Origin of the sequence: Arthrobacter sp. SLBN-112 (assembly GCF_030944625.1) — a bacterium.
Classification (GTDB): Bacteria; Actinomycetota; Actinomycetes; order Actinomycetales; family Micrococcaceae; genus Arthrobacter.
Window position 1 is genome coordinate 45,752 of the sequence record NZ_JAUSXY010000001.1, and the last position, 25,967, is coordinate 71,718.

Annotated in this window: 20 protein-coding genes, 2 tRNA genes and 1 pseudogene; 12 read left to right on the top strand and 11 right to left on the bottom strand. The window is 67.8% G+C overall.

Annotation, left to right across the window (positions count from 1 at the left end; all coding sequences use genetic code 11):
- Positions 1-50: 50 nt before the first annotated feature.
- From QF050_RS00195 to QF050_RS00205, 3 genes are all read left to right on the top strand, one after another.
- On the top strand, positions 51-1,451 hold the full coding sequence (locus QF050_RS00195; protein WP_308928604.1) for a glutamate decarboxylase: 1,401 nt from the start codon (positions 51-53) through the stop codon (positions 1,449-1,451).
- Positions 1,452-1,469: 18 nt separating this feature from the next.
- Positions 1,470-2,339 carry a class II glutamine amidotransferase gene (locus QF050_RS00200; protein WP_308928605.1) on the top strand — a complete coding sequence of 290 codons (870 nt, stop codon included), beginning with the start codon at positions 1,470-1,472 and terminating at the stop codon, positions 2,337-2,339.
- Between the two features lie 94 nt (positions 2,340-2,433).
- Positions 2,434-2,619, top strand: coding sequence for a hypothetical protein (locus tag QF050_RS00205; protein WP_308928606.1), 186 nt, complete (start codon positions 2,434-2,436; stop codon positions 2,617-2,619).
- Positions 2,620-2,837: 218 nt separating this feature from the next.
- On the opposite strand, the gene QF050_RS00210 is transcribed toward QF050_RS00205, so the two are convergent.
- From QF050_RS00210 to QF050_RS00250, 9 genes are all read right to left on the bottom strand, one after another.
- Positions 2,838-3,683, bottom strand: a complete 846-nt coding sequence (locus QF050_RS00210; protein WP_308928607.1) for an aldo/keto reductase — start codon at positions 3,681-3,683, stop codon at positions 2,838-2,840.
- 117 nt (positions 3,684-3,800) lie between these two features.
- Positions 3,801-4,244, bottom strand: coding sequence for a hypothetical protein (locus QF050_RS00215; RefSeq protein ID WP_308928608.1), 444 nt, complete (start codon positions 4,242-4,244; stop codon positions 3,801-3,803).
- Positions 4,245-4,251: 7 nt separating this feature from the next.
- The gene (locus QF050_RS00220) at positions 4,252-4,878 is read right to left on the bottom strand and encodes a bacterial proteasome activator family protein (RefSeq protein WP_308928609.1); all 627 of its coding nucleotides are present in this window, start codon (positions 4,876-4,878) and stop codon (positions 4,252-4,254) included.
- Positions 4,879-4,956: 78 nt separating this feature from the next.
- On the bottom strand, positions 4,957-5,160 hold the full coding sequence (locus QF050_RS00225; RefSeq protein WP_308928610.1) for a YbdD/YjiX family protein: 204 nt from the start codon (positions 5,158-5,160) through the stop codon (positions 4,957-4,959).
- On the bottom strand, positions 5,160-7,457 hold the full coding sequence (locus tag QF050_RS00230) for a carbon starvation CstA family protein (RefSeq protein ID WP_308928611.1): 2,298 nt from the start codon (positions 7,455-7,457) through the stop codon (positions 5,160-5,162). The genes QF050_RS00225 and QF050_RS00230 overlap by 1 nt, the downstream gene beginning before the upstream one ends.
- A gap of 175 nt (positions 7,458-7,632) precedes the next feature.
- Positions 7,633-10,488, bottom strand: coding sequence for an FtsX-like permease family protein (locus tag QF050_RS00235; protein ID WP_308928612.1), 2,856 nt, complete (start codon positions 10,486-10,488; stop codon positions 7,633-7,635).
- A complete protein-coding gene (locus QF050_RS00240) occupies positions 10,488-11,225 on the bottom strand; it encodes an ABC transporter ATP-binding protein (RefSeq protein WP_308928613.1) in 738 nt (245 codons plus the stop codon). The genes QF050_RS00235 and QF050_RS00240 overlap by 1 nt, the downstream gene beginning before the upstream one ends.
- Positions 11,222-11,827, bottom strand: coding sequence for a PadR family transcriptional regulator (locus QF050_RS00245; protein WP_308928614.1), 606 nt, complete (start codon positions 11,825-11,827; stop codon positions 11,222-11,224). The genes QF050_RS00240 and QF050_RS00245 overlap by 4 nt, the downstream gene beginning before the upstream one ends.
- Positions 11,828-11,943: 116 nt before the next feature.
- Positions 11,944-12,927 carry an NAD(P)H-quinone oxidoreductase gene (locus QF050_RS00250; RefSeq protein ID WP_308928615.1) on the bottom strand — a complete coding sequence of 328 codons (984 nt, stop codon included), beginning with the start codon at positions 12,925-12,927 and terminating at the stop codon, positions 11,944-11,946.
- 109 nt (positions 12,928-13,036) lie between these two features.
- On the opposite strand from QF050_RS00250, the gene QF050_RS00255 reads away from it, so the two are divergent.
- A tRNA-Ser gene (locus QF050_RS00255) sits at positions 13,037-13,124 on the top strand.
- A gap of 47 nt (positions 13,125-13,171) precedes the next feature.
- On the opposite strand, the gene QF050_RS00260 is transcribed toward QF050_RS00255, so the two are convergent.
- Positions 13,172-15,166 (bottom strand): FAD/NAD(P)-binding protein, encoded by a 1,995-nt coding sequence (locus QF050_RS00260; RefSeq protein ID WP_308928616.1) that lies wholly within the window; start codon positions 15,164-15,166, stop codon positions 13,172-13,174.
- An 84-nt stretch (positions 15,167-15,250) separates the two neighbouring features.
- On the opposite strand from QF050_RS00260, the gene QF050_RS00265 reads away from it, so the two are divergent.
- The 4 genes from QF050_RS00265 (at position 15,251) to QF050_RS00280 (ending at position 19,939) form a co-directional block, all read left to right on the top strand.
- Positions 15,251-17,494 (top strand): prolyl oligopeptidase family serine peptidase, encoded by a 2,244-nt coding sequence (locus tag QF050_RS00265; RefSeq protein WP_308928617.1) that lies wholly within the window; start codon positions 15,251-15,253, stop codon positions 17,492-17,494.
- Positions 17,495-17,691: 197 nt separating this feature from the next.
- Positions 17,692-18,027 (top strand): GNAT family N-acetyltransferase, encoded by a 336-nt coding sequence (locus QF050_RS00270; RefSeq protein WP_308928618.1) that lies wholly within the window; start codon positions 17,692-17,694, stop codon positions 18,025-18,027.
- Between the two features lie 136 nt (positions 18,028-18,163).
- Positions 18,164-18,252, top strand: a tRNA-Ser gene (locus QF050_RS00275).
- Positions 18,253-18,397: 145 nt separating this feature from the next.
- The gene (locus QF050_RS00280; RefSeq protein WP_308928619.1) at positions 18,398-19,939 is read left to right on the top strand and encodes an MFS transporter; all 1,542 of its coding nucleotides are present in this window, start codon (positions 18,398-18,400) and stop codon (positions 19,937-19,939) included.
- Here the strand turns inward: QF050_RS00280 and QF050_RS00285 are convergent.
- Positions 19,863-22,068: pseudogene (locus QF050_RS00285) on the bottom strand (ATP-dependent DNA helicase RecQ). The gene QF050_RS00280 and the pseudogene QF050_RS00285 sit on opposite strands and share 77 nt — an antisense overlap.
- A gap of 152 nt (positions 22,069-22,220) precedes the next feature.
- Between QF050_RS00285 and QF050_RS00290 the strand changes: the two are divergent.
- From QF050_RS00290 to QF050_RS00305, 4 genes are all read left to right on the top strand, one after another.
- A complete protein-coding gene (locus tag QF050_RS00290) occupies positions 22,221-23,639 on the top strand; it encodes a phosphomannomutase/phosphoglucomutase (RefSeq protein WP_308928620.1) in 1,419 nt (472 codons plus the stop codon).
- Between the two features lie 6 nt (positions 23,640-23,645).
- Positions 23,646-24,143, top strand: coding sequence for a hypothetical protein (locus QF050_RS00295; RefSeq protein ID WP_308928621.1), 498 nt, complete (start codon positions 23,646-23,648; stop codon positions 24,141-24,143).
- Between the two features lie 13 nt (positions 24,144-24,156).
- Entirely contained in the window at positions 24,157-24,606 is a 450-nt protein-coding gene (locus tag QF050_RS00300) for an Rrf2 family transcriptional regulator (protein ID WP_308928622.1), read from the top strand.
- A gap of 140 nt (positions 24,607-24,746) precedes the next feature.
- The gene (locus QF050_RS00305; RefSeq protein ID WP_308928623.1) at positions 24,747-25,907 is read left to right on the top strand and encodes a globin domain-containing protein; all 1,161 of its coding nucleotides are present in this window, start codon (positions 24,747-24,749) and stop codon (positions 25,905-25,907) included.
- The last annotated feature ends 60 nt before the right edge of the window (positions 25,908-25,967 follow it).

A 25,967-nucleotide genomic window follows, 5' to 3' on the forward strand; every position in this document is an offset into this window, starting at 1 on the left:
TGGACACCAGCCGCAATGCCCGGCGTTCACGAGCTCGAAGGAACCCTGCAATGACAAGGTCACACCGGACATCGAAGCATGAACCCGAAACAAGCGTTGAGCTGAACCCCTTGTTCAGCCGGCCGGGGGAAGCCACCCTCTTCCCGCGTTTTACGATTCCCGAGGGAGAATCTTTGCCCTCCACGGCCTACCAGATGGTCCACGACGAGGCGATGCTGGACGGCAACTCACGGCTGAACCTGGCAACGTTCGTGGGGACGTGGATGGAACGGGAGGCGTCACAGCTCTATGCGGAAACCTTCGACAAGAACATGATCGACAAGGACGAATACCCGCAGACAGCGCTCATCGAGACCCGGTGCTGGCGGATGCTCGCCGACCTGTGGAACGCGCCGGATCCGGCGAAGACAGTTGGCACCTCCACCATCGGCTCCTCCGAGGCGTGCATGCTCGGCGGCCTCGCCCTGAAGCGCCGCTGGCAGCACCGTCGCCGCGCCGCAGGACAACCGACGGACAAACCCAACATCGTGCTTAGTTCAGCAGTCCAAGTGTGCTGGGAGAAGTTCTGCAATTACTGGGAAGTGGAAGCGCGCTTCGTACCCGTCTCGGCGGACCACCCCAAGCTGGACGGCCATGACCTGGAGCGGTACGTGGATGGGAACACTATTGGGGTCGTGGCCATCATGGGTGTGACGTATACCGGTGCCTATGAGTCCGTCGAGGGGATCTCCGCCGCCCTGGACGCTATCCAGGCAGGCCAGGGCCTGGACATCCCCATCCACGTCGACGGGGCGTCCGGGGCCATGATCGCCCCCTTCCTGCAGCCGGAACTGGCCTGGGACTTCCGGCTCCCCCGCGTGGCCTCGATCAACACCTCTGGCCACAAATACGGGCTGGTGTACCCGGGACTCGGCTGGATCGTGTGGCGGGACGAGGACGCATTGCCCGAGGACCTCATCTTCCACGTGAGCTACCTGGGCGGCGACATGCCCACCTTCGCCTTGAACTTTTCCCGGCCCGGCGCCCAGGTACTGCTGCAGTACTACCTGTTCCTGCGGCTGGGCTTCGCCGGCTACAAGTCCGTGCAAGCCACCTCCCGTGACGTTGCTGTGTATCTCTCCAGGGAGATCGGGGCCATGGAAGCATTCACCCTGTGGAGTGACGGTTCCGACATTCCGGTCTTTGCGTGGCAACTCGCCGACGGCCACACCAAGAACTGGAATCTGCACCATTTGTCCGAGCGGCTCCGGATGAACGGGTGGCTTGTCCCCGCCTATCCGCTGCCCGAAGGGCTCAGCGACACCACGGTCCAACGCATCGTGGTCCGCAACGGCTTCACCCGCGACCTCGCCGCCAGCTTCCTGGCAGACCTCAAGAAGGAAGTCGCCTACCTGGACGCACTGACTGCGCCCATGCCCTCCGAGGGGCAGACGCCCGCCTTCCACCACTAGCGGCCCGGAGGACGCGCCATGTGCCGATTGTTCGGGCTGCACGCCGGTCCGCGAACCGTTCGGGCGACATTTTGGCTGTTGGATGCCCCGGACAGCCTCACCGAGCAAAGCCGGCGCGAGCCCGACGGGGCCGGCATCGGGACCTTCGACGCGGATGGCAGGGCCAGGCTGACCAAAAGGCCGCTGGCGGCTTGGGAAGACCACACTTTTGCCCGCGAGGCGCGTGAGCTGCGGAGCACCACCTTCCTGGCCCACGTCAGGTACGCGAGCACCGGTGCACGCACCCTGGTGAATACGCACCCGTTCATGCAGGACGGCCGGCTCTTTGCCCACAACGGCGCTTTCGCCGGCATCGAACGGCTTGACCGCCGTCTCGCGGAACTGGGAGTTGCGGACCTGGTACAGGGCCAGACCGACAGTGAGCGGCTGTTCGCCCTCATCACGGCCCAAACCCGGAGTGCAGGCGGCGACATCGGGGAAGGCATCATCCGGGCCATCGAATGGATCTCAGCGGAGTTGCCGGTCTACAGCCTGAACCTCATCCTCACCACTGCCACCGACCTCTGGGCGCTCCGGTATCCGGCCAGCCACGAGTTGTACATCCTGGAGAGGAACCCTGCCGCCGAACCGGCCCCTGCAGCACCGCTGGATGCCAGAAGCCCCCGGATCCACTCCCGCAGTACGGATCTGTCCCTGTCCCCGCACGTCCTGTTCGCTACCAAAGCGATGGACAATAACCCGCGCTGGCGGGCCATGGCGCCCGGGGAGCTGGTTCACGTCGGTCCGTCCCTGGCGGTAACCGCAACTTTTCCGTTCCCGGAAAGGCCTGCACACCTGCTGACCCTTGCCGACCTTGAACCGTCAGCTGCCGCGTCCCAAAAGCCGTGATGTCCGGGTCCTGCGGCTTTATCGAGCTCCGGTCGGATGGCAACACGCGGGCCTGATTCCAAAGAATGTCAGACCCCGGTTGCACACTGGATTCATGGAGAACCAAGCCGTTCAGGAATTTCACGTCACCTACTTCGATGCTGACTGTGGGCGTGCCCGCGCCGAGGTCTTCGACACCCTGGTTGAAGCGGAACGCTTTGCCACCCGGCAGTGCACGGGTGAGGACAGCTGGGCCGTGGTGGACGCCGTCAGCGTCGAGCCGGTCAGAATCGCCGCCTGACACGCCCCGAAAGAAGGCAGCAGCAGCGCAGCAGCGTCGTGACCACCGCAGAAACGCCGCGGAGGCCAGGCCGCCGCAGGGACGTACCCGGCCGCGTTAAAGGCGTCAGCCCGCGCGGCTGGCGGTTGCCGGCAGCGCGGGGCTGACGTTGGAGTGGCGGGAGTCCACCGGCCGGGTGAGGCCTTGGGCCGCCGTCGCGGATTACTGGAACCGCGGGCTTACTGGAAATCGGACACGGCGGGATCGGGTCCGATGCGGCCTTCACCGCTGGCAGTCCGGTCCAGCGCGTTGATTGCGTCGACGTCGTCAGCATCCAGGGAGACCTCAAGGGCTGCGAAGTTCTCCTTGATGCGGGACTCGGTCACCGACTTGGGGATGACCACGTTGCCGATCGCGAGGTGCCAGGCGATAACAACCTGCGCCGGAGTGGCCTGGTGCTTGGCCGCGATGGACGCTACGGCAGGGTCCTGCAGCAGCTCCCCGCCCTGGCCCAGCGGGGACCAGGCCTGGGTCAGGATGCCGTTGTCAGCGCCGAACTTACGCAGCTCGCGCTGGCTGAAATAGGGGTGCAGTTCGATCTGATGGATGGCCGGAACCACTCCCGTTTCGTCGATAAGGCGCTGCAGGCCTTCTGCGGTGAAGTTGGAAACACCAATGGACTTGACCCGGCCGCGCTTTTGGAGCTCGATCAGCGCCTTCCAGGTGTCGACGTACTTGTCCTGCTTGGGCTGCATCCAATGGATGAGGTACAGGTCCAGGGTTTCGAGGCCAAGGCGGTCCATCGACTCCTCGAAGGCGGCGAGGGTCGGCTCGTATCCCTGGTCCGCGTTCCACAGCTTGGTGGTAATGAAAATCTGTTCGGGCGAGAGGCCGGAGCTGGCAATAGCGCGGCCTACGCCTGCCTCGTTGCCGTAAATCTTTGCCGTATCAATGTGGCGGAAGCCGGCTTCGAATGCCTGGCGGACAACCTTTTCAGCCACATCGTCCTCAACCTGCCACACACCGTAGCCGAGCTGGGGGATCGTGTTTCCGTCGTTGAAAGTCAAGGTAGGTGAAAGAGTCATAAGTTCATCCTGCCAAAGCCGCGGAACCACATCGCCTGATTTCCCGCTCTGTCAGCCAGGCGCGTAACGGCAATATTCTTCGGCCGGACCGGGAATATTTTCGTGCCGTGGACAGAACTACTCCCCGCGGAGCCGGCGTTCGGCGTCGTCAACCTGCTGGAAGACCGCTTCAGCGCGGCGCCGGACGGACGCCGCCCCTACCGGGACCGGGCCCACGGCGAGACGAAGCATGGCGGCCGCTTCCGCGGTGGTTGCCAGTGAGTTGCCCGCTTTGGACAGGGCACGGTGCACGTCCGCCAGTCCGGCCGGAATGTCCAAGCCATCACTGGGCGAACGGCGCTGTGCCTCCATGCACACTGCCCGGACCCGCAGCAACAGGGCCGCGAGGTCGTTGGCAATGCCTACCAGCTCGCCGTACAGCTGGTCGTCCTCCACCCCTTCGAGCACCTGGTGGAAGCGGTCCAGACCACGGTGGAAGCGGTCGTGCGCTCGGCGCCACAGCCCCTTGCCGAGTTCGACGTCATCTTTGCGCCCCTGCCTGGCGGCGCTGAAAAAGCCCAAGCGGAGCCTACAGGTACTGGCCGGGACCGTGGTCCGGGTCGTCACGCTGGTTGGGCGAGCCGGGCGCGGGAGGCCGTGCCCCGGCCGGGGCGCGCTGGGGCTCACCGTTTTCACCGATGACGACGCCGGGCGCAATCATGGTGCCCGGCGGCAGTTGGCGAAGCTGCAGCTGAGCCGCAGCGTGTTCCCGTGCCGCGTTCTGCGCCGCGATGGCCGTCTGGATGCCGTGGAACAGGCCCTCCAGCCAGCCCACCAGCTGGGCCTGGGCGATGCGGAGTTCGGCATCTGACGGGGTGGCATTGTCAGAAAACGGCAGGTTGATCCTGTCCAGTTCCGCTACCAGTTCGGGGGCAAGACCGTCCTCGAGCTCCTTGATGGAGCGCTTGTGGATGGCTGCCAGCCGCCCCCTCGCAGCGTCGTCCAGGGGCGCGGACTTTACCTCTTCCAGAAGCTGCCTGATCATGGTGCCGATCCGCATCACCTTGGCGGGCTCGTCAACAAGGTCATGCAGGCTGCTGCGCTGCTGCCTTCCGTCCGTTCCCCGCGGGGCCTGGAGCGGCGACTGGCCGTCATCAACGGTGGTGCCTTCTACCGGGAGGTCCTCAGCTGCCTGAGTGTCATTGGGATCGCTCATGCGTTCATACTCTCATGCGGAATCCGGCCCCGGGCCACTCCATGAACGCCGCCGGCGCCTTGTCCGCTGCGGGCTCAATCAGCAGCACCTGCCCTGCGGGTTGTTGTCCTGGCGGTCCGTGCGCTCCCGCCAGAATTCCCGCTCACCGAGGGGTGGTTCCTGGTGCCCGGAGGCCTTGTGGTGCTCCAGGTACTTGGCGTACGCATCCGCGCCCATGACACCTCCCAGGTAGCGTGCAAACCCGCGAAAGCCATTCGCCACCGCCGTGGTTCCGGCACCCATCAGTGTCCGGCCCTTTCAAGGCGGGCGGCGGCGGGCACCTTGTCCCACTCGGCGCCAAGCTGACGCTCGGCTGCCGTTGGTGCCAGGCCGGCGGGGGCGAACACCCGCGAGGGTAAGGCCGGGTCTTCGTTGTCCTTGGTCTCTTTCCCGGCCGCCCTGTCCCTGAACGCCTTGGCCGTGGCGAGCACCGCCGTGGCGATCACAATGATGCTGAGCACCACGAAGATCACGGACAGCCAACCCTGGATGGCGGTGTTCCGGACCACGGCTTCCATGGCTGCCACGGACTTGGCGGTGCCGAACTCGGTCTTGCCGTCCGCCAGCGCCTTGCTGAACGCCGCGTTGTTGGCGAAATACCCCACGGCGGGAACGGGCGAGAAGATTTTCTGGTAGCTGGCCGTGATGGTGACCACCGCGGCGAAGGCCAGCGGCAGGGCAACGATCCACAAGTATTTGAAAGTGCCGCGCTTGGCGACGATGGCCAGGCATACGGCCAGCGCGATCGCTGCCAGCAGCTGGTTGGCGATGCCGAACAGCGGGAACAAGGTGTTGATGCCGCCGAGCGGATCGGTGACGCCCATCAGCAGCACGGCACCCCACGCCGCGACCATGACGGCAGTGCAGAGCCAGGCGCCCGGCCGCCACGAGGCTTCTTTGAACTTGGGGACAAAGTTTCCGATCGAGTCCTGCAGCATGAATCGGGCCACCCGGGTGCCGGCGTCCACCGCCGTGAGGATGAAAAGTGCCTCGAACATGATGGCGAAGTGGTACCAGAAGGCCATCATGGCTGTCCCGCCGATGAACTGGTGCATGATGTGGGCCAGTCCGACGGCGAGCGTTGGAGCGCCGCCGGAACGGGAAATGATGCTCTGCTCGCCGACGTCCTTGGCGGTCTGGGCGAGGACGTCGGGGGTGATGTTGACCCCCGCCAGGCCCAGGCTGTTGACCCACTGCGCAGCCGTTTCCACGGTGCCGCCGGTCAGTGCCGTCGGTGCGTTCATGGCGAAGTAGATGCCCCGGTCGATGGAGATGGCCGCCACGAGCGCCATGATTGCGACAAAGGATTCCATCAGCATTCCGCCGTAACCGATGTACCGGGTTTGCCGTTCCTTCTCGATGAGCTTGGGCGTGGTGCCGGAAGAGATCAGGGCGTGGAAGCCAGAGAGGGCGCCGCAGGCGATGGTGACGAACAGGAACGGGAACAGGGCGCCGGAGAACACCGGCCCGTTCTCGCGGCCGGCGAACTCGCTGAACGCCGGGACGGTGATTTCCGGCCGGACCACCACGATCGCCAGCGCGAGCATCACGATGACGCCGATCTTCATGAACGTGGAGAGGTAGTCACGCGGCGCCAGGAGCAGCCAGACCGGCAGGATCGCGGCGATGAAGCCGTAAATGATGAGGCCCCAGGCGATGGTGACCTTGTCCAGGTGGAAGAAGGCTGCACCCCATTCGGTGCCGGCCACGGCGCCGCCGCCGATGATGGCGGCCATCAGCAGGACGAAGCCGATGATGGAGACCTCCATCACCTTGCCGGGACGCAGGTAGCGGAGGTACACGCCCATGAACAGGGCAATGGGGATGGTCATGCCTACGGAGAACACGCCCCACGGGCTTTCACCCAGGGCATTGACGACGACGAGCGCCAGGATGGCGACGATGATCACCATGATGAGCAGGGTGGCAATGAGGGCGGCGGTGCCGCCGATGACACCGAGCTCCTCGCGCGCCATCTGCCCCAGCGAGCGTCCGCCGCGGCGCATGGAGAAGAAGAGGACGAGGTAGTCCTGCACGGCGCCGGCGAGGACGACGCCGAGAATGATCCAGATGGTGCCGGGCAGGTAGCCCATCTGCGCGGCGATGACGGGACCCACCAGCGGGCCGGCGCCGGCGATGGCGGCAAAGTGGTGGCCGAAGAGGACGTTCCGGTCCGTGCGGACGTAGTCCTTCCCGTCTGCCTTGTACTCGGCAGGCGTGGCGCGGCGGTCGTCAGGTTTGGTGATGTAGCGTTCGATCACCTTGGAGTAGAAGCGGTAGCCGATCAGGTACGTGCAGACGGAGGCGAAAACAAACCAGATCGCGTTGACGGTTTCGCCACGGACGATCGCCAGCATGAACCAGGCAACCCCGCCCAGCAGCGCGATCGCCATCCACAGCGCAATCTTGCCCGGCGTCCACTTCCGGTCTTCGGCTTCGAGCCGGGCCTCGTCCACGGCCGGCGGGGGAAGATCCGGGTCCGTCGCCAGTCCGCCCTCCGCCCGGGATCCGCTCTTCCGCTGGTCCGGCATTCCGGCCATGTCTCCTCCTTGAGAGTTGTCCCACTTCTGCTACTGGGACCCTACCAACGGGTAACCCGCCGGGAACGTCCGACGGCGGCGCGGCGCCAGGCTGTGCGGTGAGCGGCGGCGAACCGGCGACGAACGAGCGGGACCCGGCCCGGGGAACACGGTGGCAGGCTGCCGAATCCGGTTCCTACCCCAGGTCCCGCCGTGACATGGGCAGCCTGGAACGGGTGAAAACCCACGCGAGCGCCGCCCCCGTCAAAGGCACCGCCGCCACGAGGACCGAAAGGTGCAGCCACGGGACCTCGACGGCGGTCCGCATGTCCGTGGAGAGGGCCAGGAGGACAGCGGGCACGGTTCCCGCCAGCGTTCCCAGCACCGCCCCGATCCCGCTGGTGAACAGGGCCTGGGACCCCGCCAGGGCCTTGCGCAACCGCGGCGCGGCGCCAACCCCGGCCAGCGTGGCATGGTCTTTGCGGGCGTCTGCCATCGACAGGCCAGTGGTGATCCCCGCGGCGCTGAAGGTGATGAGCGCACTGACGGCGACAATGACCCAGGTGGTCCACTGGCTGTCCTGGGAGATGCCAGGTTCAGCCCGGAATGTCATTCCCGGTTGCCCGTAGACGGATGCCGCCGCCGCGGAAGCCGCGTCCGTTTCCGCCGCTGACGGGTGCCTGGCCAATTGGACCAGCAGGGCCGCAGGTTCCGGGTGCAACTCAAGCCGCTGCGCGGTTTCCGGTGACACAACGCCGTAGTAGGGGACGGCGACCACCGGTTCGAGCACTGCCGCGGCGAGCGACGTGCTGCTGACCGTGATGGGGACGGTACCGGGCCCTGGCACGGCCGGTTCATGGGTCCGTACGTCTTGTGCCTGCAACAGCACGTGTCCGTCGCTGACGAACACCGGATTGGTCACCACCATCCCGCCGGCGTTCAACACGGCCAGGGCCTCCGGGGTGGCGTCCCGGCCCAGCACGGCGCGAATGTCCTCTTCGCCGCCCACCAGGACCGTCCCGTCGAAGGACGACCGAAGGGCCATCGAGCCGCGGCAACGCCAATCACCTGACTCCTTCAGCCTCCCCTGCGGCGTTCGCGGACACTCGTTGGCTTCGGGCAGGGCCAGTGAGTACTGCAGGCAGTTGGACGAGGACGTCCGGGCAGGCAACTCAGGGTCGGCCGGAGCGTCAGTGCAGGTGCGGGTGCTTTCCGGGGCGGTGATGGGGTGGGTCCATTCCACCGCGCCCACGGCACCGGACACGGCGGAGGAAAGTGCGGACGCGTCCACGTGCACGGGCGGTCGCCTGCTGCCGCCGGCAGCGATCGGCGGGTCCACCACCAGCGGCAGGGACGCCTGGTTTTCCAGTCCGCCCCACCAGTGCGATTGCCGCAGTCCCGCCTGTTGGCTCGCCGAGAGCACCATCGCAGCACTGGCCAGCGCGGCGGCTGCGAGTACCGCGGCGACGGCCGGGACGCTCCGTCCGCGATTCCTGGCCGAATCCCGCGCCGCCATCCGGAGGGACAGGGACATCCACCGGGTGCGGGACGTCAGGCGGAGGACCAGCCAGCCGGTGACCAGGACCAGGCCGGCAACACCAAGGACCGCGCCGAGGATCAGGATACTGACCACCAGCGGCAGCTCCGCGGCCCGCTGGTCGGGATCTGCGGTGGACGTTCCCAGCACCCAGCCGGTCAGCAGGAGCGCCGCCGCAGCGACCAGCGTCACGGCACCGGCAATGGTTGACCGCCGGGTCTTCGGCCCCGGCGCCCGCCCGGATTTGAGCGCGCCAAGTACCGCCTGGCGTGACACCTGCCGGGCCGGCACCATGGCTGCCAGGATGCAGGCCGCCAGGCCCATGGCAGCAGCGGCCAGTGTCATGGGGACGTCCGGGTGCAGGCCCGCCAGCCGGACGGATCCGGTCAGCCGGACCAGATGGACGACGACGGCAGCGGCTCCCAGCCCCACCGCGGCCCCCGCGGCAACAGCGATGCCGCCAAGCCACAGTCCGCCCGCCGTGACCACCGCGCGGATGGTGGGGCTTTCCGCCCCGGAGGAAGCCAGGAGGGCCAGTTCGCGCACCTGCTGCTTGGCTCCCACGGCGAAGGCGGCGCCGGCCAGCAGGCCCATCTCCAGGAGTGCGAGCGCGCCGACCAGGCCGAAGGTGGCGTAGACGGCCATTAGGGCCGAGGAGTCGTCGCGGGGCCGCGAACCCGGGACGACGCGCTGTTCGAGGGGCGGCGGGTCCAGGACCACGCTGCGGGACAGCACAGCCACGCCTTTGCTGTTGGCGTCCTTGATGTAGTCCCATGTCACGGGCTCAGGCCCCACCAGGTAATACGACACCGACAGGTGGGATTGCGGGCCGGGGGCAAGGTCCGCCGGCACCTGGTTGGACTGCAGGTACAGGAAGCTGTTGCTGTCCGCCGAGCCGGCGTCGCGGATGGTGCCCACCGGGACAAAGGTTCCTGCCGACGTCGTGATTTCCTGGCCGAAGGTGAGGTGGAAGCGGGCCAGCAGCCCGGGTGAGGCGAGGACCTCCGCCGCGCCGCGCGGAGGACGCCCGTCCAGGAGCGTGTACTTGCCGGCGAAGGCCGGGTTGAGTGCGTCCACTTCCCTGCCCTGCAGTGCTACAAGGGCTTCCCCCACCCCGGTGGTCAGCTGCAGCAGGCGCTGTGGCAGGACTTGGTAGCCGGCGGGAAGGACATCGCGGGGGTCGGTCGGCTTGAAATCCGGGTCATGACGGCCGGTGCTGGAGGCCACCATGGCGTCGTTGAGCGGGTCCTGGAGCGAATCGGCGCCCGGAACCGGCAGGGCGCTGAACCGGGCCTGCGTGCCGCCGAGTTCGTAGTCCACGATTTCCGCGGGCGTCCGCTGGGAGCTCTGGTAGAGGGTGGCGGCACCGGTCATCCCGGCCACCGGCACCATGATCAGCAGGATGATCAGAAGGGACCGCCCCTTGTGGCGGGCGATGTCGCGGCGCGCCAGCCGCAGGGCAACCCGAAGGCTGCTCCGGCGGCCATGCGGCGCCGGAGCCAGGTCGAACGGCATCAGAGTCCGGCCTGGGTGAGGAGCATGGTGGGGTCGTGCATGGCGGTGGCCTGGTCGATGATCCGGCCATCCCGCAGGAACACCACCCTGTCAGCCCAGGCGGCGTGCCGCGCCTCATGGGTGACAAGCATGACGGCGGCACCGGCGTCGGCACGGGACCGCAGGACCTCCATGACCCCCTGGCCGGTGGTGGAGTCCAGGGCCCCGGTGGGTTCGTCGGCCAGGATCAGCCGCCGCTCGCCGACAATGGCCCGGGCGATGGCCACCCGCTGCTGCTGGCCGCCGGACATCTGGTCCATATACCGGGAGGCGAGCTCGGGTATCCCCACCTGCCGGAGCGCGTCGGCTGCCTGCCGGTGCGCCTTCCTGGTCGATGTCCCGTCCAGTTCCAGGGGCAGCGCCACGTTCTCCTCGGCCGTCAGGGTGGGCACCAGGTTGAAGTCCTGGAACACGTACCCCACAGCGCGGCGGCGCAGCCGGGCCAGCTCGTTCAGGCCCAGCCCCGCCAGGGGCGTGGACTCCACGAAGACAGCGCCCGACGTCGGACGGTCCAGGCCGCCGGCCAGGGCCAGCAGGGAGGACTTGCCGGAGCCCGAGGGGCCCATGACGGCGACGAACTCCCCCGCGCCGATGGTGAGGTCCACGTCGCGAAGCGCGGCGACCGCCGTCGCGCCCGCACCGAACGTCCTGCCGACTTTCGCGAGCTCGAGGACCTGCTGCGGCCCCTGCACGCTCACCGGCGGGTGTCCGCGTTCAGCGGGGCGTCTTCCGTGGCCCCGTTGGACGTCTTCCGGGCAGTGGCCGCCGCGGCGGACTGCGCCTGCTGCACCATCCTGGCCTCGCAGAGGTCCAGCCAGCGGACCTCCGCTTCGGTTTGGAAGATCAGCGAGTCAAGCACCAGCAGCCAGGCGGTGTCCGCGGCGCGCTGGTTCGCCGCGGTGTCGCGGCGGGCTTTGGTGTAATCCTGCAGGGCCCTGATGGACGCCACCCGCTGGGCCTGGATGATGGCCTGGACGTCCACGCCGGGCAGCGTCACGGCGAGCGCGAGCTTGATGGCGAGCTCGTTGCGGGGCGGGTGGGTGCGCTCTACGGGCGCGGCGAACCAGCTCCGGACCTCGGCCTGGCCGGCCGGGGTGATGCTGTAGACGACGTGGCCCTCGCCGTCGTCGCCGTCCTTGGCTACCAGCGCATCGCGTTCCAGCCGGTCCAGCGTGGTGTACACCTGCCCGATGTTCAAGGGCCAGGTGGCCCCGGTGCGGTTCTCGAACTCGACCCGCAGCTGGTAGCCGTAGCGCGGCTGGTCCTGCAGCAGGGCGAGGAGGCTGTGGCGTATGGACATTATGCTCCCCCGGGCTGGTCATTACCGGTATGCACGAGCCCCCAAGACCCGTGCATACCGCGTATAGACAACACTAACCCGGCGGAGGGACCCTGGCAATACTGAGTATCTAAGCCCTACATGACCAGCAGGACCTTGCCCACATGGTGCCCGCTGTCGAAGTAGCGATGGGCCGCGCCGACCTGGTCCAGCGGGAACGTCTTGGCGACGAGCGGGCGGATCCTGCCGTCCACGATCAGCGGCCACACGGCGTCCCGGACGGCGGTCATGATGGCCCCCTTCTCCGCCACGGGCCGGGGCCGCAACGCCGTGGCCACCACGGCCGCGCGCTTCTTCAACAGCAGCCCCAGGTCCAGCTCCCCCTTGGTGCCGCCCTGCAGCCCGATCACGATGAGGCGCCCGTAATCCGCGAGCGCATCCACGTTTTGCTGAAGGTACTTGGCTCCCACGACGTCCAGGATGACATCGGCACCCTTGCCGTCATTTTGGCGCCGGAGGCTCTCGGGAAAGTCCTCCTCCGTGTAGTTGATGGCGATGTCCGCACCGAGGAACGCCTTGGCGGTGCCCACCTTCTCGGCCGTGCCGGCCGTGGTGGCAACCTTGGCGCCAAAGGCCTTGGCGAGCTGGATGGCCATGGTGCCGATTCCGCCCGTGGCGCCATGGATCAGGACGGTCTCACCCGGCTGCAGCTGCGCCGTCATGATCAGGTTGGAGTACACCGTAGCCGCCACTTCAGGCAGGGAGGCCGCTGTGACCAGGTCAACCCCTTCGGGCACGCGCAGAACCTGCTCGGCCGGAACCGCCACCTGCTGGGCGTAACCGCCGCCTGCCAGCAGCGCCACCACCTTGTCCCCCACCGAGAAGGGCTTGCTGACGCCGGGGCCGAAGCCCGCGATCCGGCCTGATACTTCCAGCCCGGGGATCTCGGAGGCGCCAGGGGGCGGCGGGTAGAAGCCGCGGCGCTGCTGGACGTCGGCCCGGTTCAAGCCGGCAGCCACCACATCGATCAGCACTTCCCCCTGGCCGGGTACCGGCGCATCCACGTCGCGGACTTCCAGCACTTCCGGGCCGCCCGGTTCCGTAATGTAGACGGCTTTCATGGACTTCTCCCGTTCCTGATTCAAATCCTGGCTGCAACCAGTGTGCACCGGGCTCCTGCCCGCGGCCTGTTTTGTTGCAGGCAAGTGCCTATGAAACACTACTAGCTGAGGAAGGTTGTCCGAGCGGCCGAAGGAGCTGGTCTTGAAAACCAGTGTGCGGTAACCCCGTACCAAGAGTTCGAATCTCTTACCTTCCGCAAGGGAACCCCTGGCAGCCGGCACCGGCCGCCAGGGGTTTTTTGCTTTAAGCTCCCCCAGGCCTGCCCGCACGGCTGACACCAGGATGCGCCATTGAGCCTTGGTGGGTTACACCCTGGACAGGAATGGCTGCCGCGATTTCGTCGGCATCGCGCAGCGTGCGCTGGCCGCTGCGGTAGGCCGGGCCTCCCGGCTGGAGGGCTTCGGCGGCGATTGCGGTGCCCCATTGTGCCGATGACAACTGCAGTCCCAGCACGAACAGGCCCCCGGTCACAGACCCGTTGGCCCCCACCGGGCGGTACGGGTGGGGCTCCACGTCCAGTCCGGTGGACTGCACAGGGGCGCCTTCGGCGGTCATCATCAGCTTGGACCGGACCAGCCCGTCGGCCAGCAGCTGCTCGAGCAGGGGGGAATCGTTGGCTGACACCCGGTTGCCCGGGGCCAACGCTTCCACCATGGTCCGCGCAGTGGCCGGCGGCCCGGAAACCCACGGGGAGGAAGCCGTAAACGACGCCGACTTCCGGTCCACCCCGAATTTGGGGTCCGGCCCAACAAAGCTGACCACCCCGGCCCGGGCCAGCGCGGCGAGCTGTTCGGAACGCAGCGCCGGCGGCCCGCTGGCCAGGCCCTCAACGAAGGACTCAAACCAGCCACGCAGTCCGGCCACCCAGGACTCATCGGTGATGCCGCCGTCGGCCACTGCCGTCTTGAGGACGGCGCGTCCGTGGTGCAGGGCGCCGATGGCCATCTTGACCGGATCGTCCTCGCCCAGCGCGGAACGGCGTGCATCGTCGAGCAGGAACTCCACCACGGCGGCGTCGTGCTCGGCCCGGGACGCAAACGACCGGCCGGCCAGCGGAGCGGCCAGGCCCAGCAGGTCCAGGCGGTGCCTGGGGCCGACGTGGACGGCAAGGACGCTCTCCACACCGTCCTCCCACTTCACGGCACTGTGCGCATGCGGCTGCAGGGCTTCCTCCAGCGCGGCAAGAAATGCCGGCGCGTCAGGTACCGCTCCCGGCTGCGAGCGCACCAGCGTGGAGTAGTAGGCCCACAGGGCGTCACGGTGCAGCAGCGGCCACAAGTCATGGTCGAACGAGGGCCGGATTCCCGCCTTGGCCAGCCGCCCGATGGCGGCCTCGGTGAGGTAGCGCAGCCTGACGGAGGGTGCGTAGTAGCCGTCCAGGGCAGCCTTGGCGCGGTACGGGGTGCCGCGCCGGGAGGCCGCAATGATCAACGGCTCCTGGCCGGACGGCTCATACTCAAGCCGGTTGCCGGTGGAGACGAACTTCCCGCCCCGGCCCTCGGTGAGCTGGCCCATGGTGTCAAAGAAGTTCAGCCCCATGCCGCGGACCAGGACAGGTTCGCCGGCCGGGACCCGGGACCAATCCACATCCGCGGGCGCTGCGGGCGGAAAGTACTGCAAACCCAGCCGCGCGGCCGAGTCCTGGAGGTCGCGCTGTTCCGGGTTCAGCCGGGAAGGGATGTGCCCCAGGGCGAGCACCGCGGAGTTGGCCCTGATGGTTTCCCCGGCGGCCAGGCCGACGTCGAACATTCCGTCCGCGGCTGGGCGCACCCACAGCGCTGACGTTTCGTGGAATTCGATGGTGACGCCGTCGGGGGCCTTGGCCAGCACCTCCTCCAGGGTGCTGCGAAGGTACCGGCCGTACAGGGCGCGGCTGGGGAAATCACGCGAGCCCAGTACCGCAATTTCCGCCCGTTCGTCATCGGTGAGGGCCGGCAGCGGATTCTGCTGCTGCCGCAACCGCCACTGGTCGAACGTGGTGCCGGCAACGGGGGCAGGCAGCGCCGGGTCCTCGGGAATCAGCGTGGGGTAGAAGGACTGGGTGTTCATGAGGAACAGCCGGGACTGCCCAGGCTGCCATACGTGACCGGGACCAGCGGGGTAAGGGTCCACGACGTCGATGTGGAGCCGCACAAGGCGTCCCGCGGCGGCGGTGTGGGCGAGCAGCCGCTCCAGCACACTGGTGCCCCGGGGGCCGGCGCCGATGATGACGGCCCGGTTGCTCTGCGATAATTCCACGCCATCCAGCGTACGGGCTCAAAGCAACCGGTGCCCCGGACGCTTGACTTGCCAGCCTTGGGGGATGTTGTTTGGATGGGGCGCATGACCACCACACCAGCTGATCAAGCGTCCGGTCCCGGCCGGGACACCCCCGTTACCGCGTCCCCCGGCGCCGCTCCCGAACCAGTCGACGAGAATGTGTGGCTGGAGGACATCTATGGCGAGGAGCAGCTGGCCTGGGTCAAGGAGCAGAACTCCCGCACCGAAGACCTCCTCGAAGGCGCTGACTACGCGGAACTGGAATCAGGCATCCTCGAAGTCCTGGATTCCACCGACCGGATCGCCATGGTGGGCAAGCGCGGCGACTGGTACTACAACTTCTGGAAGGACCGGCAGAACCCCAAGGGCCTCTGGCGCCGGACCACGTGGGAGAGCTACTGCACCGATTCCCCGGAATGGGATGTCCTGCTGGACGTTGACGCGCTGGCCACGGCCGAAGGCGAAGAGTGGGTTTTCCACGGCGCCACGTTCCTGCGCCCCGCCGCGGGCCAACCCTACCGGCTGGCACTGCTGGCCCTCTCCCCCGACGGCGGCGACGCGAACAGGTACCGCGAGTTCGACGTCGAGGCACGCGGCTTCGTGGATCCGGCGCAGGGAGGATTCGACCTGCCGACGGCCAAAGGCAATGTGTCATGGCTGGACGCCGACACCCTGCTCGTCGCCTCGACCGCGGCCGACCTGCCCAAGACGGCGTCCTCGTACGCCCGGACGGCGGTGACCCTCAAGCGCGGCGATTCGCTGGCGGACGCTCCACGCCTGTTGGAGGTGCCGGAGGACCACATGATGGCCATCGTGGCGCACGATTCCACCCCCGGCTTTGAGCGGACCTTCGCGGTGGACTATATCGACTTCTTCAACCGCACCAACCTGGTGCTGCGGGGCGACGAGTGGGTGCCGATTGACGTGCCCACGGACGTCAACGTCAGCGCCCACCGCGAATGGCTGCTCTTCCGTCCACAGCAGGACTGGGCCGTGGACGGCACCACCTATCCGTCCGGGGCACTGCTCGCCGCCGGCTTCGAGGATTACCTCGCGGGAAACCGGCAACTCACCGTCCTGTTTACGCCCGATTCGCACACCTCGCTGCAGTCCTGGAGCTGGACGCGGAACTTCCTGCTGCTCAACCTGCTCAGGGATGTTTCCTCCGAGATCCGGGTGCTGGACCCCTCCCGGCCGGCCGACGGCGGCTGGGCGGCCACTCCTCTGGATGCCTGCCCGCCCCTGCATGACGTGAACGCCTACGCCGTGGACGACGAGGACGACGAACCAGCCAACGGCGGAGCGGGCGATGACTTTTGGCTCATCGCCACGGGCTTCACCACCCCCACCACCCTGATGCGGGGCACCCTGGAGCGGAGTGCCCCCGACGGGGACGGCGACGGAACGCCCGGTGTAGTGAGCCGGCAGGCGGCCATCAAGGCCTCGCCGTCCTTCTTCGCTGACGGCGACTACGTGGTGGAGCAGCACTTCGCCGTGTCCGACGACGGGACCCGGATCCCGTATTTCCAGGTAGCCCCGCGCGGGTTGGCTTTGGACGGGCAGAACCCCACCCAGCTCTCCGGCTACGGCGGGTTTGAGGTCTCACGGACCCCCGCGTACAGCGGCACGGTCGGCCGGGCCTGGCTGGAGCGGCGGACGGCCTTGTCGGACGGCAGCGACGGGAAGGCGCCGCACTCGCGCGGCGGTGTGTACGTGGTGGCGAACATCCGCGGCGGAGGCGAGTACGGGCCGGCCTGGCACCGTGCCGCATTGAAGGAAAACCGGCACAAGGCGTACCAGGACTTCGCAGCGGTGGCCCGGGACCTGATCTTCCGCGGCGTGACCTCCCCGCAGCGGCTCGGTTGCGTGGGCGGTTCCAACGGCGGCCTCCTGGTGGGGAACATGCTCACCCGCTACCCGGAACTCTTCCGGGCGGTTTCCTGCGGTGTGCCCCTGCTGGACATGCGCCGGTACACCAAGCTGTCGGCCGGGCATTCCTGGATCGCCGAGTACGGCGACCCGGATGTTCCCGAACAGTGGGAGTACATCAGGACTTTTTCGCCGTACCACCTGCTCAAGGACGCGGTGGAATACCCGGAAACCTTCATCTGGACGGCAACCTCGGACGACCGCGTGGGCCCGGTCCAGGCGCGGAAGATGGCCGCCCGGATGCTGGCCATGGGGATCCCCAACGTGTGGTTCCACGAAGCGCTGGAGGGCGGCCACGCCGGCGCCTCCGACAACCGGCAGGCAGCGGCACTGCAGGCCCGCAGCCAGCATTTCCTCTGGAAGGCGCTGGCCGGCTGAATGGCGGCCGGGGTGGCGGTCCGGAGGGCTGTGGCCGGGGACATTGAGCAACTGGCCCAGGTACACATCCGCTGCTGGCGGGAAACGTACCGGGGATTGTTGAGCGATGCTTTCCTTGCCTCCGTGGATCCCGCAGGGCGGCTTGCCCTGTGGCGGCACCTGCTGGACCGCCCGGACCCCGCGGAGGCGTGGGTGGCATGCGACGGCGGGACAGTCGTGGGGTTCGCCGGCCGGCGGCGGCTGCCGGCCCCGGGTTTTCCCCCGAAGGGCATCAGCCGCCGCCTTCCGGCGACCTGGAGCTGTGGGGGCTGTACCTGTTGGCCTCGCATCAAGGCCGCGGCCTTGGCCGCCAGCTGCTGACCGCTGCGTTGGGCACCGATGCGGCGAGTCTCTGGGTGGCGGCCGGGAACAGCAAGGCCATCGGTTTCTACCGCCGCTTCGGCTTTGAACCTGACGGTGCCAGGGATGTTCTTGCTGACTGGGAGGACCTGCCCGAAATTCGGATGGTCCGCGCGGAGCAACGCCTTCCGTAGGGCGCCCTGGCCCCGGTTCCGGGGCCAGGGCGGGCTTGGCGTGGCACCCTTGTGGCCGGCCGGTTCGACCGGCCGGGCACCGTTTTGCACTGCATGGCCGGATCTGCGTATCCTTGGTGGGCTAGGAATAGCAATTGGAGACGTGCCAGAGCGGCCGAATGGACTTCACTGCTAATGAAGGGTCGGGGTTAAACTCGACCGGGGGTTCAAATCCCCCCGTCTCCGCGTTTGGCCCCGGTCCCCGAACCGGGGCCTTTTGCGTTCCCGGACCCACCTGTACTACTCCCCTGCCGACGCGGCTGGTTGGAATGCGCTGTCCGCACAACGGACGCGAAGGGCGCCGCGCCGGGGCGGGTGGCAGGATTGGCCCATGGCGGCACGCAGCAATTTACCCCGGCCGGAAGGCACCCGGCCGGGATGGAATCCTCGCCTGGCACTCCTGGTGGCGGCGACCTTCTTCATGGAGTTCCTTGACGGGACGGTCCTCACCACCGCCATCCCCAGCATTTCGGCGGACTTCGCTGTCCCCGCAGCGGACGTGAACATCACCATGACCGCGTACCTGCTGACGGTCGCCATCGGCATCCCGCTCAGCGGCTGGCTGGCGGAACGCTTTGGTGCCCGCCGGATCTTCTGCCTGGCAATCGCCGTCTTCACCCTCGCGTCGCTGGCCTGCGCCCTCAGCCAGGACCTCACTACCCTGACCTTGAGCCGTATCGCCCAGGGTACGGGCGGCGCCATGATGGTCCCGGTGGGCACCTTGGTGGTACTGCGGGGCACACCCAAGTCCGAGTTGCTGCGCGCCACCGCGTTCCTGGTGTGGCCCGGGCTCCTGGCACCGGTCCTCGCCCCGCTGGTGGGCGGCGCGCTCACCACCTACCTGTCCTGGCACTGGATCTTCCTGGTCAACCTTCCCCTCGGTGCCGCCGCGTTCGTGGCCTCGCTCCGCCTGGTCCCGGTGGCGCCGGGCGATCCCGGCCGGCGCTTGGACTGGCCCGGCATGGCACTGACCACCGTCGGGGTGGGAGCGCTCGTGGCCGGCCTGGAGCTTGCCAGCAGCCACCCCGAACTGCCCTGGGCCGGGATCAGCGCCGCCGCCGGGGCCGCAGCACTGACGGGGGCCGTGGTGTGGATGCGGCGCACCCCGCATCCACTGTTCAACCTGCAGGTCTTCCGCACCCGGACGTTCCGTGCCATGGCTACCGGCGGGTTCGTGTACCGGGTGGCCATCAGCTCGGTGCCGTTCCTGCTGCCGCTCATGTTCCAGGCCGGGTTCGGCTGGACCCCCTTGCACGCCGGCGCGCTGGTGGCCGCGGTGTTCATCGGGAATATCGGCATCAAGCCGGCCACCACGCCGCTGATCCGGAAGTTTGGCTTCAAGGCCATGCTGGTGTTTGCCTCACTGGCATCAGCCGCGACCTTCGCCGCGTGCGCCCTGCTGACAGCTGAGACCCCGGAGGCCCTGATGTTTGTGCTGCTGGTGTGCAGCGGCGCCTTCCGCTCCATCGGCTTTTCGGCGTATGCGTCCGTCCAGTACGCGGACATCCCGCCCGCGCAACTGACCTCCGCCAACACAGTCTCAGCAACCCTGGTACAGCTGGCAACGGGCTCGGGTATCGCCGTTGCCGCGCTGCTGATCCGGACTTTTGATGGGGTTTCCCTCGGGCACCAGGACGCCGCCGGACCGTTCCGGGCCGCGTTCCTGGCCATGGCCGTCCTGATGTTGGCCAGCACCGCGGACAGCATCCTGCTGCCGCGGCACGCCGGGGCGTCGGTGAGCCAGCGGGGACACCGGACGGACTCCGGCGGCCGGCCCGGTACCGGCGGTCCTGCGGTCAGCCCGCCTGCGCCAGAACCAAAGGAAGCACCGCTCCCGCCCCGGCCTGGCGAAGGACGCGCCCGGCGACCGTAAGGGTCCACCGGCTGTCGGTAAGGTCATCAATCAGCATGACCGCCTGGCCTTGGGCAGACTGCAGCGCGGCCTCAAGCTCCGGCCCCACCACCAGCCGGTCCCACACCCCGGCCAGCCGGTACGCACTGTTCCCGCCCCGGCCGCCGGTGGGACCCCCGTGCGCCAACTCCAGCTCGCCCAGGTAGGGGATGCGCCCGATGTCCGAGATCCCGCGGGCCAGCGAACCCACCAGCTGCGGCTTGCTCCGTGAGGGGATGCTGACGATCGCAGCAGGCCTGCCTGCCCCGCTCCACCCAGGGTTCCGTGCATCTCCCCGTGCCCCATTCGCGCAGCACCTGCACACAGGCCTGGAGCATCCCGGGATCCACCGGCCGGTCCTGCGCACCGGCGGCGAACAGCTCCCGCAGGGCCCCGCCCCAGCCCAGATCCGTCAGCCGGGCGAGGACACGGCCCTCCGAAAGGCCTTCCCCGGGCTTCAGTTTGCCTTTCACCGGAACCCCCAGGCGGTCCATGCCGCTGGGCCACTGCAGGCGCGGCTCCAGGACTCCGCCCGCCCTGCTCAGGGTCTGGCTGGCGGCTGCCGTGGCATCGGCTGCGACGTCGGCCGGGAACCATTGGCCCGCACAGTTGTCGCAGCGCCCGCAGGGCCGCGCCGTCTCATCGTCAAGGACCGAGGTGATGTACTCCATCCGGCAGCCCGCGGTGTCCTGGTAGATCACCATGGAGTCCTGCTCGTCCACGCGCGCCTCAGCGATCCGGCGGTAGCGCTCGGCGTCGTAGGTCCAGGGCTGCCCGGTGGAGCGCCAGCCACCGCCGACCCGTTCCACGGCGCCATCCACGGAAAGTACCTTCAGCAGCAGCTCGAGCGGGGTGCGCCGCAGGTCCACCCTGGCTTCCAGTGCCACCGTTGACAGGGCCGTTCCCGCATCGGCCAATGCGGTCAGCACGGCCCCCGCCTTCTCCTCGGACGGCATGGACGCGGTGGCGAAGTATTGCCAGATTTCGCGGTCCTCGGACCCGGGCAGCAGCAGGACGTCAGCGTTCGCGGCGCCACGGCCTGCGCGGCCCACCTGCTGGTAGTAGGCCACGGGCGACGACGGTGCCCCCAGGTGGACAACGAAGCCAAGGTCCGGCTTGTCGAAGCCCATTCCCAGTGCCGAGGTGGCCACCAGCGCCTTGACCTGGTTGTCCTTCAGCAGTTGCTCGGCCCGTTCCCGGTCAGCCGGATCGGTCCGGCCGGTATAGGAAAGCACGTGGTGACCTGCCTCAGCCAACAGCCTGGCGGTGTCCTCCGCTGCCGAAACCGTGAGCGTGTAGATGATTCCACTGCCGGGGAGGTCTGAGAGGTGCGTCAGCAGCCAGCCGAGGCGCGCTTTGGAATCGGGAAGTGACAGGACGCCGAGCCGCAGCGAATCGCGGCCCAGCGCGCCGCGGATGGTCAGCACCCCTGCACCGAGCTGCTCTTCGATATCGTGCACAACCCGTGAATTGGCCGTGGCGGTGGTGGCCAGGACCGGAACCGAATCCGGCAGCCGCGTGATGAGGTCCGCGATCCGGCGGTAGTCGGGGCGGAAGTCGTGGCCCCAGTCGGAGATGCAGTGGGCTTCGTCGATCACCAGGAGGCCGGTCCGGCGGAGGAGCTCCGGCAGCTGGTTTTCGCGGAAGGCGGGGTTGGTCAGCCGTTCCGGGGAGACCAGGAGGACGTCCACTTCATCGGCGGCCAACTGCTCACGGACCGAGTCCCACTCCAGCTGGTTGGCGGAGTTGATGGCCACGGCGCGTACCCCGGCCCTCGCAGCGGCGGCCACCTGGTCCCGCATGAGGGCGAGCAAGGGCGAGACGATCAGCGTGGGGCCCGCGCCCCGGCGCCGCAGCAGCAGGGACGCCACGAAGTACACGGCGGACTTGCCCCAGCCGGTGCGCTGGACCACCAAAGCCCGCCTCCCGGCGTCGACCAATGCCTCAATGGCTTCAAACTGCCCGTCATGGAAAACTGCACCGGGATGCCCCACCAGGCCGCGAAGGACCTCTAGGGCCTCGGCGTGGGTGGCGGTGCCCGGCGTGCCAGGACCTTCCGTGTCTGCAACAGCGGTAGGGGCAAGTGTGGACGTGTACTGGTTATCGGCCATTGATTCAGTATCCCAGCACCCCCTGACAGCCGGCACAGCCCCGGGCTGCTATGTGGAAAGCGGCCGCCGATGCGCCGGAATGCGCGCAGCTGTTACGAAAGTGCGCCCGGAACCAGCTTGGCTGCGTCCGCCGCACACGTAAGATAAAGCCCGTGACTAGCGAACAGACAACGACATTTGATCTCTCGGCATCCTTCAAGGCCTACGACGTCCGTGGGATTGTGGGCGAGTCGATCACCGCCGAAATCGTCGAAGCCGTGGGGGCCGCGTTCGTGGATGTCCTCAAGCTCGAAGGCCAGACCATCGTGGTGGGCGGCGACATGCGCCCCTCCTCCCCCGAGTTCACAAAGGCCTTCGCCAACGGAGCCGCAACGCGGGGCGCCAACGTGGAGCTGCTGGACCTGATCTCCACCGATGAGCTGTACTTTGCCTGCGGTTTCCTCAACCGCGCCGGCGCAACCTTCACCGCCAGCCACAACCCGGCCGCGTACAACGGCATCAAGATGTCCAAGGCCGGCGCCGTCCCGATTTCCTCCGAAACCGGCCTCAAGGAGATCCAGGCCCTCGCGGAGCAGTACCTCAACGCCGGGTCCATCCCCGCCGCCGGCGCCCGTGGCAGCATCAGCGTCCGCGACGTCCTCAAGGACTACTCCGAGTACCTCCGCAAGCTGGTTGACCTCTCGGCCTCCCGCCCGCTGAAGGTGGTGGTGGACGCCGGCAACGGCATGGCAGGCCTGACCACTCCCGCCGTGCTGGGCGACGCCTTGCTGCACAAACTGCCGTTCGACATTGTTCCGCTGTACTTCGAACTGGATGGTTCCTTCCCCAACCACCCCGCCAACCCGCTGGAGCCGGAAAACCTCCGCGACCTGCAGGCAGCGGTCATCAAGCACGGTGCGGACATCGGCCTGGCCTTCGACGGCGACGCTGACCGCTGCTTCGTCATCGACGAGAAGGGCGAGCCCGTCTCGCCGTCGGCCATCACCGGGATGGTGGCGCGCCGTGAGATCGCCCGCGCCAAGGCACAGGGCGAGGAAGAGCCCACGATCATCCACAACCTCCTGACCTCCCGTGCGGTCGCCGAGTTGGTGGAACACGACGGCGGACGCGCGGTCCGGACGCGCGTGGGCCACTCGTTCATCAAGGCGGTCATGGCCGAGGAAGGTGCCGTGTTCGGCGGGGAACACTCCGCGCACTTCTACTTCCGTGATTTCTGGAACGCGGACACCGGCATGCTGGCGGCCATGCATGTCCTGGCGGCGCTGGGCGAGCAGGACGGGCCGCTGTCCGACCTGGCACGCGAATACGAGCCCTATGTCAGCTCCGGCGAGATCAACTCCGAGGTGGAGGACAAGCCGGCGGCGGTGGAGCGGGTACGCCAGGCCTTCGCCGACGAGGACCTCACCATCGACACCCTGGACGGCAGCACGTTCACGGCCAACGACGGCAGTTACTGGTTCAACCTCCGCCCGTCCAACACTGAACCGTTCCTGCGGCTCAATGCCGAGGCCACCGACCGGGCCACCATGGAGCGGGTCCGCGACCGTGTCCTCTCGCTGGTACGGGCCTAGCAGCGGATGGCTGACCACACCGGGCAGGCAACGGAGGGCCTCGGCGGCCAGGAGAGCTGGCGCGATTCTGTTCCGGAAGCCACGGCAACCGACCTGGAGAACCTCCTGGGCACGGGTGTCAGCGCGGCCCAGGAGCAGCTCCAGCGCAACGGCGGCTTCCTGCCCTTCGCGCTGACCGTCCAGAACGACGGCGAGGTGCGGCTGGTTGCCGTTTCCCCGGCAGAGTCCGCGGAGGACACGGACGCGGATTTCGACGCCGAGGCCATGATCCACGACCTCCAGGCGCTCCTGCGGCAGAACCGGGACGACTTCCGAGCCGCCGCCGTCGTGTGCGACATCCTGCTGGTGGAAGAGGAATCCGACGCCATCCACGTCGCGGCCGAGCACCGGGACGGCTCCCTGTTCGCGGCCGTCCTGCCGTATGCCGCCAACCCCAGCACCCAGTCCTGGGATTTCGGCGAGCTGGGCGCGGATGCCAGCGAGCCCGCCATCTGGGTGGACTAGACCAGCGGCTGCCGTGAAGATCAACGCCTTCGCCGACGTCAGCCTGCGCGCACTCATGGTGCTCGCGGCGGTCCCGGACGGCACCCTGCTGACCACCCAGAGCATCGCCGACTCGGTGGGCACGCCGTACAACCATGTCAGCAAGGCCATGGCCAAGCTGCGGGGCATGGGACTGATTGAGGTTGTCCGTGGCCGCTCCGGCGGGTCCCGACTCAGCCATGCCGGGCGCGTCGCCAGCGTGGGGCAGATCCTGCGGCAACTCGATTCCCGGGCCGATCCGGCCGATTGCGTATCTCCGGCCGGCAACTGCCCGCTGATCACCGAATGCCGGCTCCGCAGCGCCCTGGCCCGCGCCCGGGAGGCCTTCTACGCAGAGCTCGACTCCGTGGTGATCGCGGACCTTCCCCAGGCCCGCCAGATGGCGCCTGTGTTCCAGATGATCGGCCTCCGCCCGGGCTTGTAGCCCAACGCATCCGGGCGTCACCTATCAGTTTGATTTCAAACTTCTACACAGTGTAGAACTGAGGCAGAAATACTTGTATTTCAAATACGAGTTTTCATCCGGCCGGACGAAGGCCCCGGCCATAACCTCAGGAGTTTCAGATGCTCTCGGACAAATCCCGCCCCGTCATTGAGGCCACCCTGCCGCTGGTCGGCTCCAGGATCGGAACCATCACCCCCAAGTTCTACGCCCGCCTCTTTGCGGCGCACCCCGAACTGATGGACGGGTTGTTCAGCCGCTCCAACCAGCGCTCCGGGAACCAGCAGCAGGCCCTCGCCGGCAGCATCGCAGCCTTCGCCACCCACCTGGTCAACAACCCCGGCACCCTGCCGGAAACCGTACTCTCCCGGATCGCGCACCGGCACGCCTCGCTGGGCATCACGGAGCCGCAGTACCAGGTGGTCTACGAGCACCTGTTCGCCGCCATCGCAGAAGATCTCGCCGAGGTCATCACGCCGGAGATCGCCGAAGCCTGGACCGAGGTGTACTGGCTGATGGCGGACGCCCTGATCAAGCTCGAAAAAGGGCTCTACGCGGCCCAGGCCAACGACAAAATGTGGACGCCGTGGCGGGTTGCGGCCAAGGCCCCTGCCGGAACCGGCTCCATGACCTTCACCCTGGAACCGGCGGATGACACCCCGATCACCGCAGCCTTGCCCGGACAGTACGTCAGCGTGAAGGTGGCGCTCCCGGATGGCCTGCGGCAGGTGCGGCAGTATTCACTCTCCGGCGACGCCGGAACCAGCCGGACCTTCACCACCAAGCTCGACGACGGCGGCGAGGTCTCCTCCGTCCTGCACCACACCGTCCAGGTGGGCGACGTCGTCGAAATCTCCAACCCCTATGGAGAGATCACACTCAAGGACGGCGACGGCCCGGTGGTGCTGGCCTCCGCCGGCATCGGCTGCACCCCCACCGCCTCCATCCTGCGTTCGCTGGCAGAGTCGGGTTCGGACCGCCAGGTGCTGGTACTGCACGCGGAGAGCACCCTGGACAGCTGGGCGCTCCGCAGCCAGATGACGGACGACGTCGAACGCCTGGACGGCGCCGAGCTGCAACTCTGGCTGGAGCAGCCGGTGGACGGCACCAAAGAGGGCTTCATGTCCCTGCGCGAAGTAGACCTTCCGGCCGATGCGTCCCTCTACCTCTGCGGCCCGCTGCCGTTCATGAAGAACATCCGCAACGAGGCCATCAACGCCGGCATTCCGGCCACCCGGATCCACTACGAGGTCTTCGGCCCGGACATCTGGCTCGCGAGCTGACTCCATTGCTCCGTACCGGCCGTTTTGACCCCCCAAAAGGGCCGGTACGGAGCAATGGAT

Coding starts and splice junctions, on each gene's coding strand:
- QF050_RS00195 (WP_308928604.1), top strand. CDS start 51: ATGACAAGGTCACACCGGACATCGAAGCATGAACCCGAAACAAGCGTT.
- QF050_RS00200 (WP_308928605.1), top strand. CDS start 1,470: ATGTGCCGATTGTTCGGGCTGCACGCCGGTCCGCGAACCGTTCGGGCG.
- QF050_RS00205 (WP_308928606.1), top strand. CDS start 2,434: ATGGAGAACCAAGCCGTTCAGGAATTTCACGTCACCTACTTCGATGCT.
- QF050_RS00210 (WP_308928607.1), bottom strand. CDS start 3,683: ATGACTCTTTCACCTACCTTGACTTTCAACGACGGAAACACGATCCCC.
- QF050_RS00220 (WP_308928609.1), bottom strand. CDS start 4,878: ATGAGCGATCCCAATGACACTCAGGCAGCTGAGGACCTCCCGGTAGAA.
- QF050_RS00225 (WP_308928610.1), bottom strand. CDS start 5,160: ATGGGTGCCGGAACCACGGCGGTGGCGAATGGCTTTCGCGGGTTTGCA.
- QF050_RS00230 (WP_308928611.1), bottom strand. CDS start 7,457: ATGGCCGGAATGCCGGACCAGCGGAAGAGCGGATCCCGGGCGGAGGGC.
- QF050_RS00235 (WP_308928612.1), bottom strand. CDS start 10,488: ATGCCGTTCGACCTGGCTCCGGCGCCGCATGGCCGCCGGAGCAGCCTT.
- QF050_RS00245 (WP_308928614.1), bottom strand. CDS start 11,827: ATGTCCATACGCCACAGCCTCCTCGCCCTGCTGCAGGACCAGCCGCGC.
- QF050_RS00250 (WP_308928615.1), bottom strand. CDS start 12,927: ATGAAAGCCGTCTACATTACGGAACCGGGCGGCCCGGAAGTGCTGGAA.
- QF050_RS00265 (WP_308928617.1), top strand. CDS start 15,251: ATGACCACCACACCAGCTGATCAAGCGTCCGGTCCCGGCCGGGACACC.
- QF050_RS00270 (WP_308928618.1), top strand. CDS start 17,692: ATGCGACGGCGGGACAGTCGTGGGGTTCGCCGGCCGGCGGCGGCTGCC.
- QF050_RS00280 (WP_308928619.1), top strand. CDS start 18,398: ATGGCGGCACGCAGCAATTTACCCCGGCCGGAAGGCACCCGGCCGGGA.
- QF050_RS00295 (WP_308928621.1), top strand. CDS start 23,646: ATGGCTGACCACACCGGGCAGGCAACGGAGGGCCTCGGCGGCCAGGAG.
- QF050_RS00305 (WP_308928623.1), top strand. CDS start 24,747: ATGCTCTCGGACAAATCCCGCCCCGTCATTGAGGCCACCCTGCCGCTG.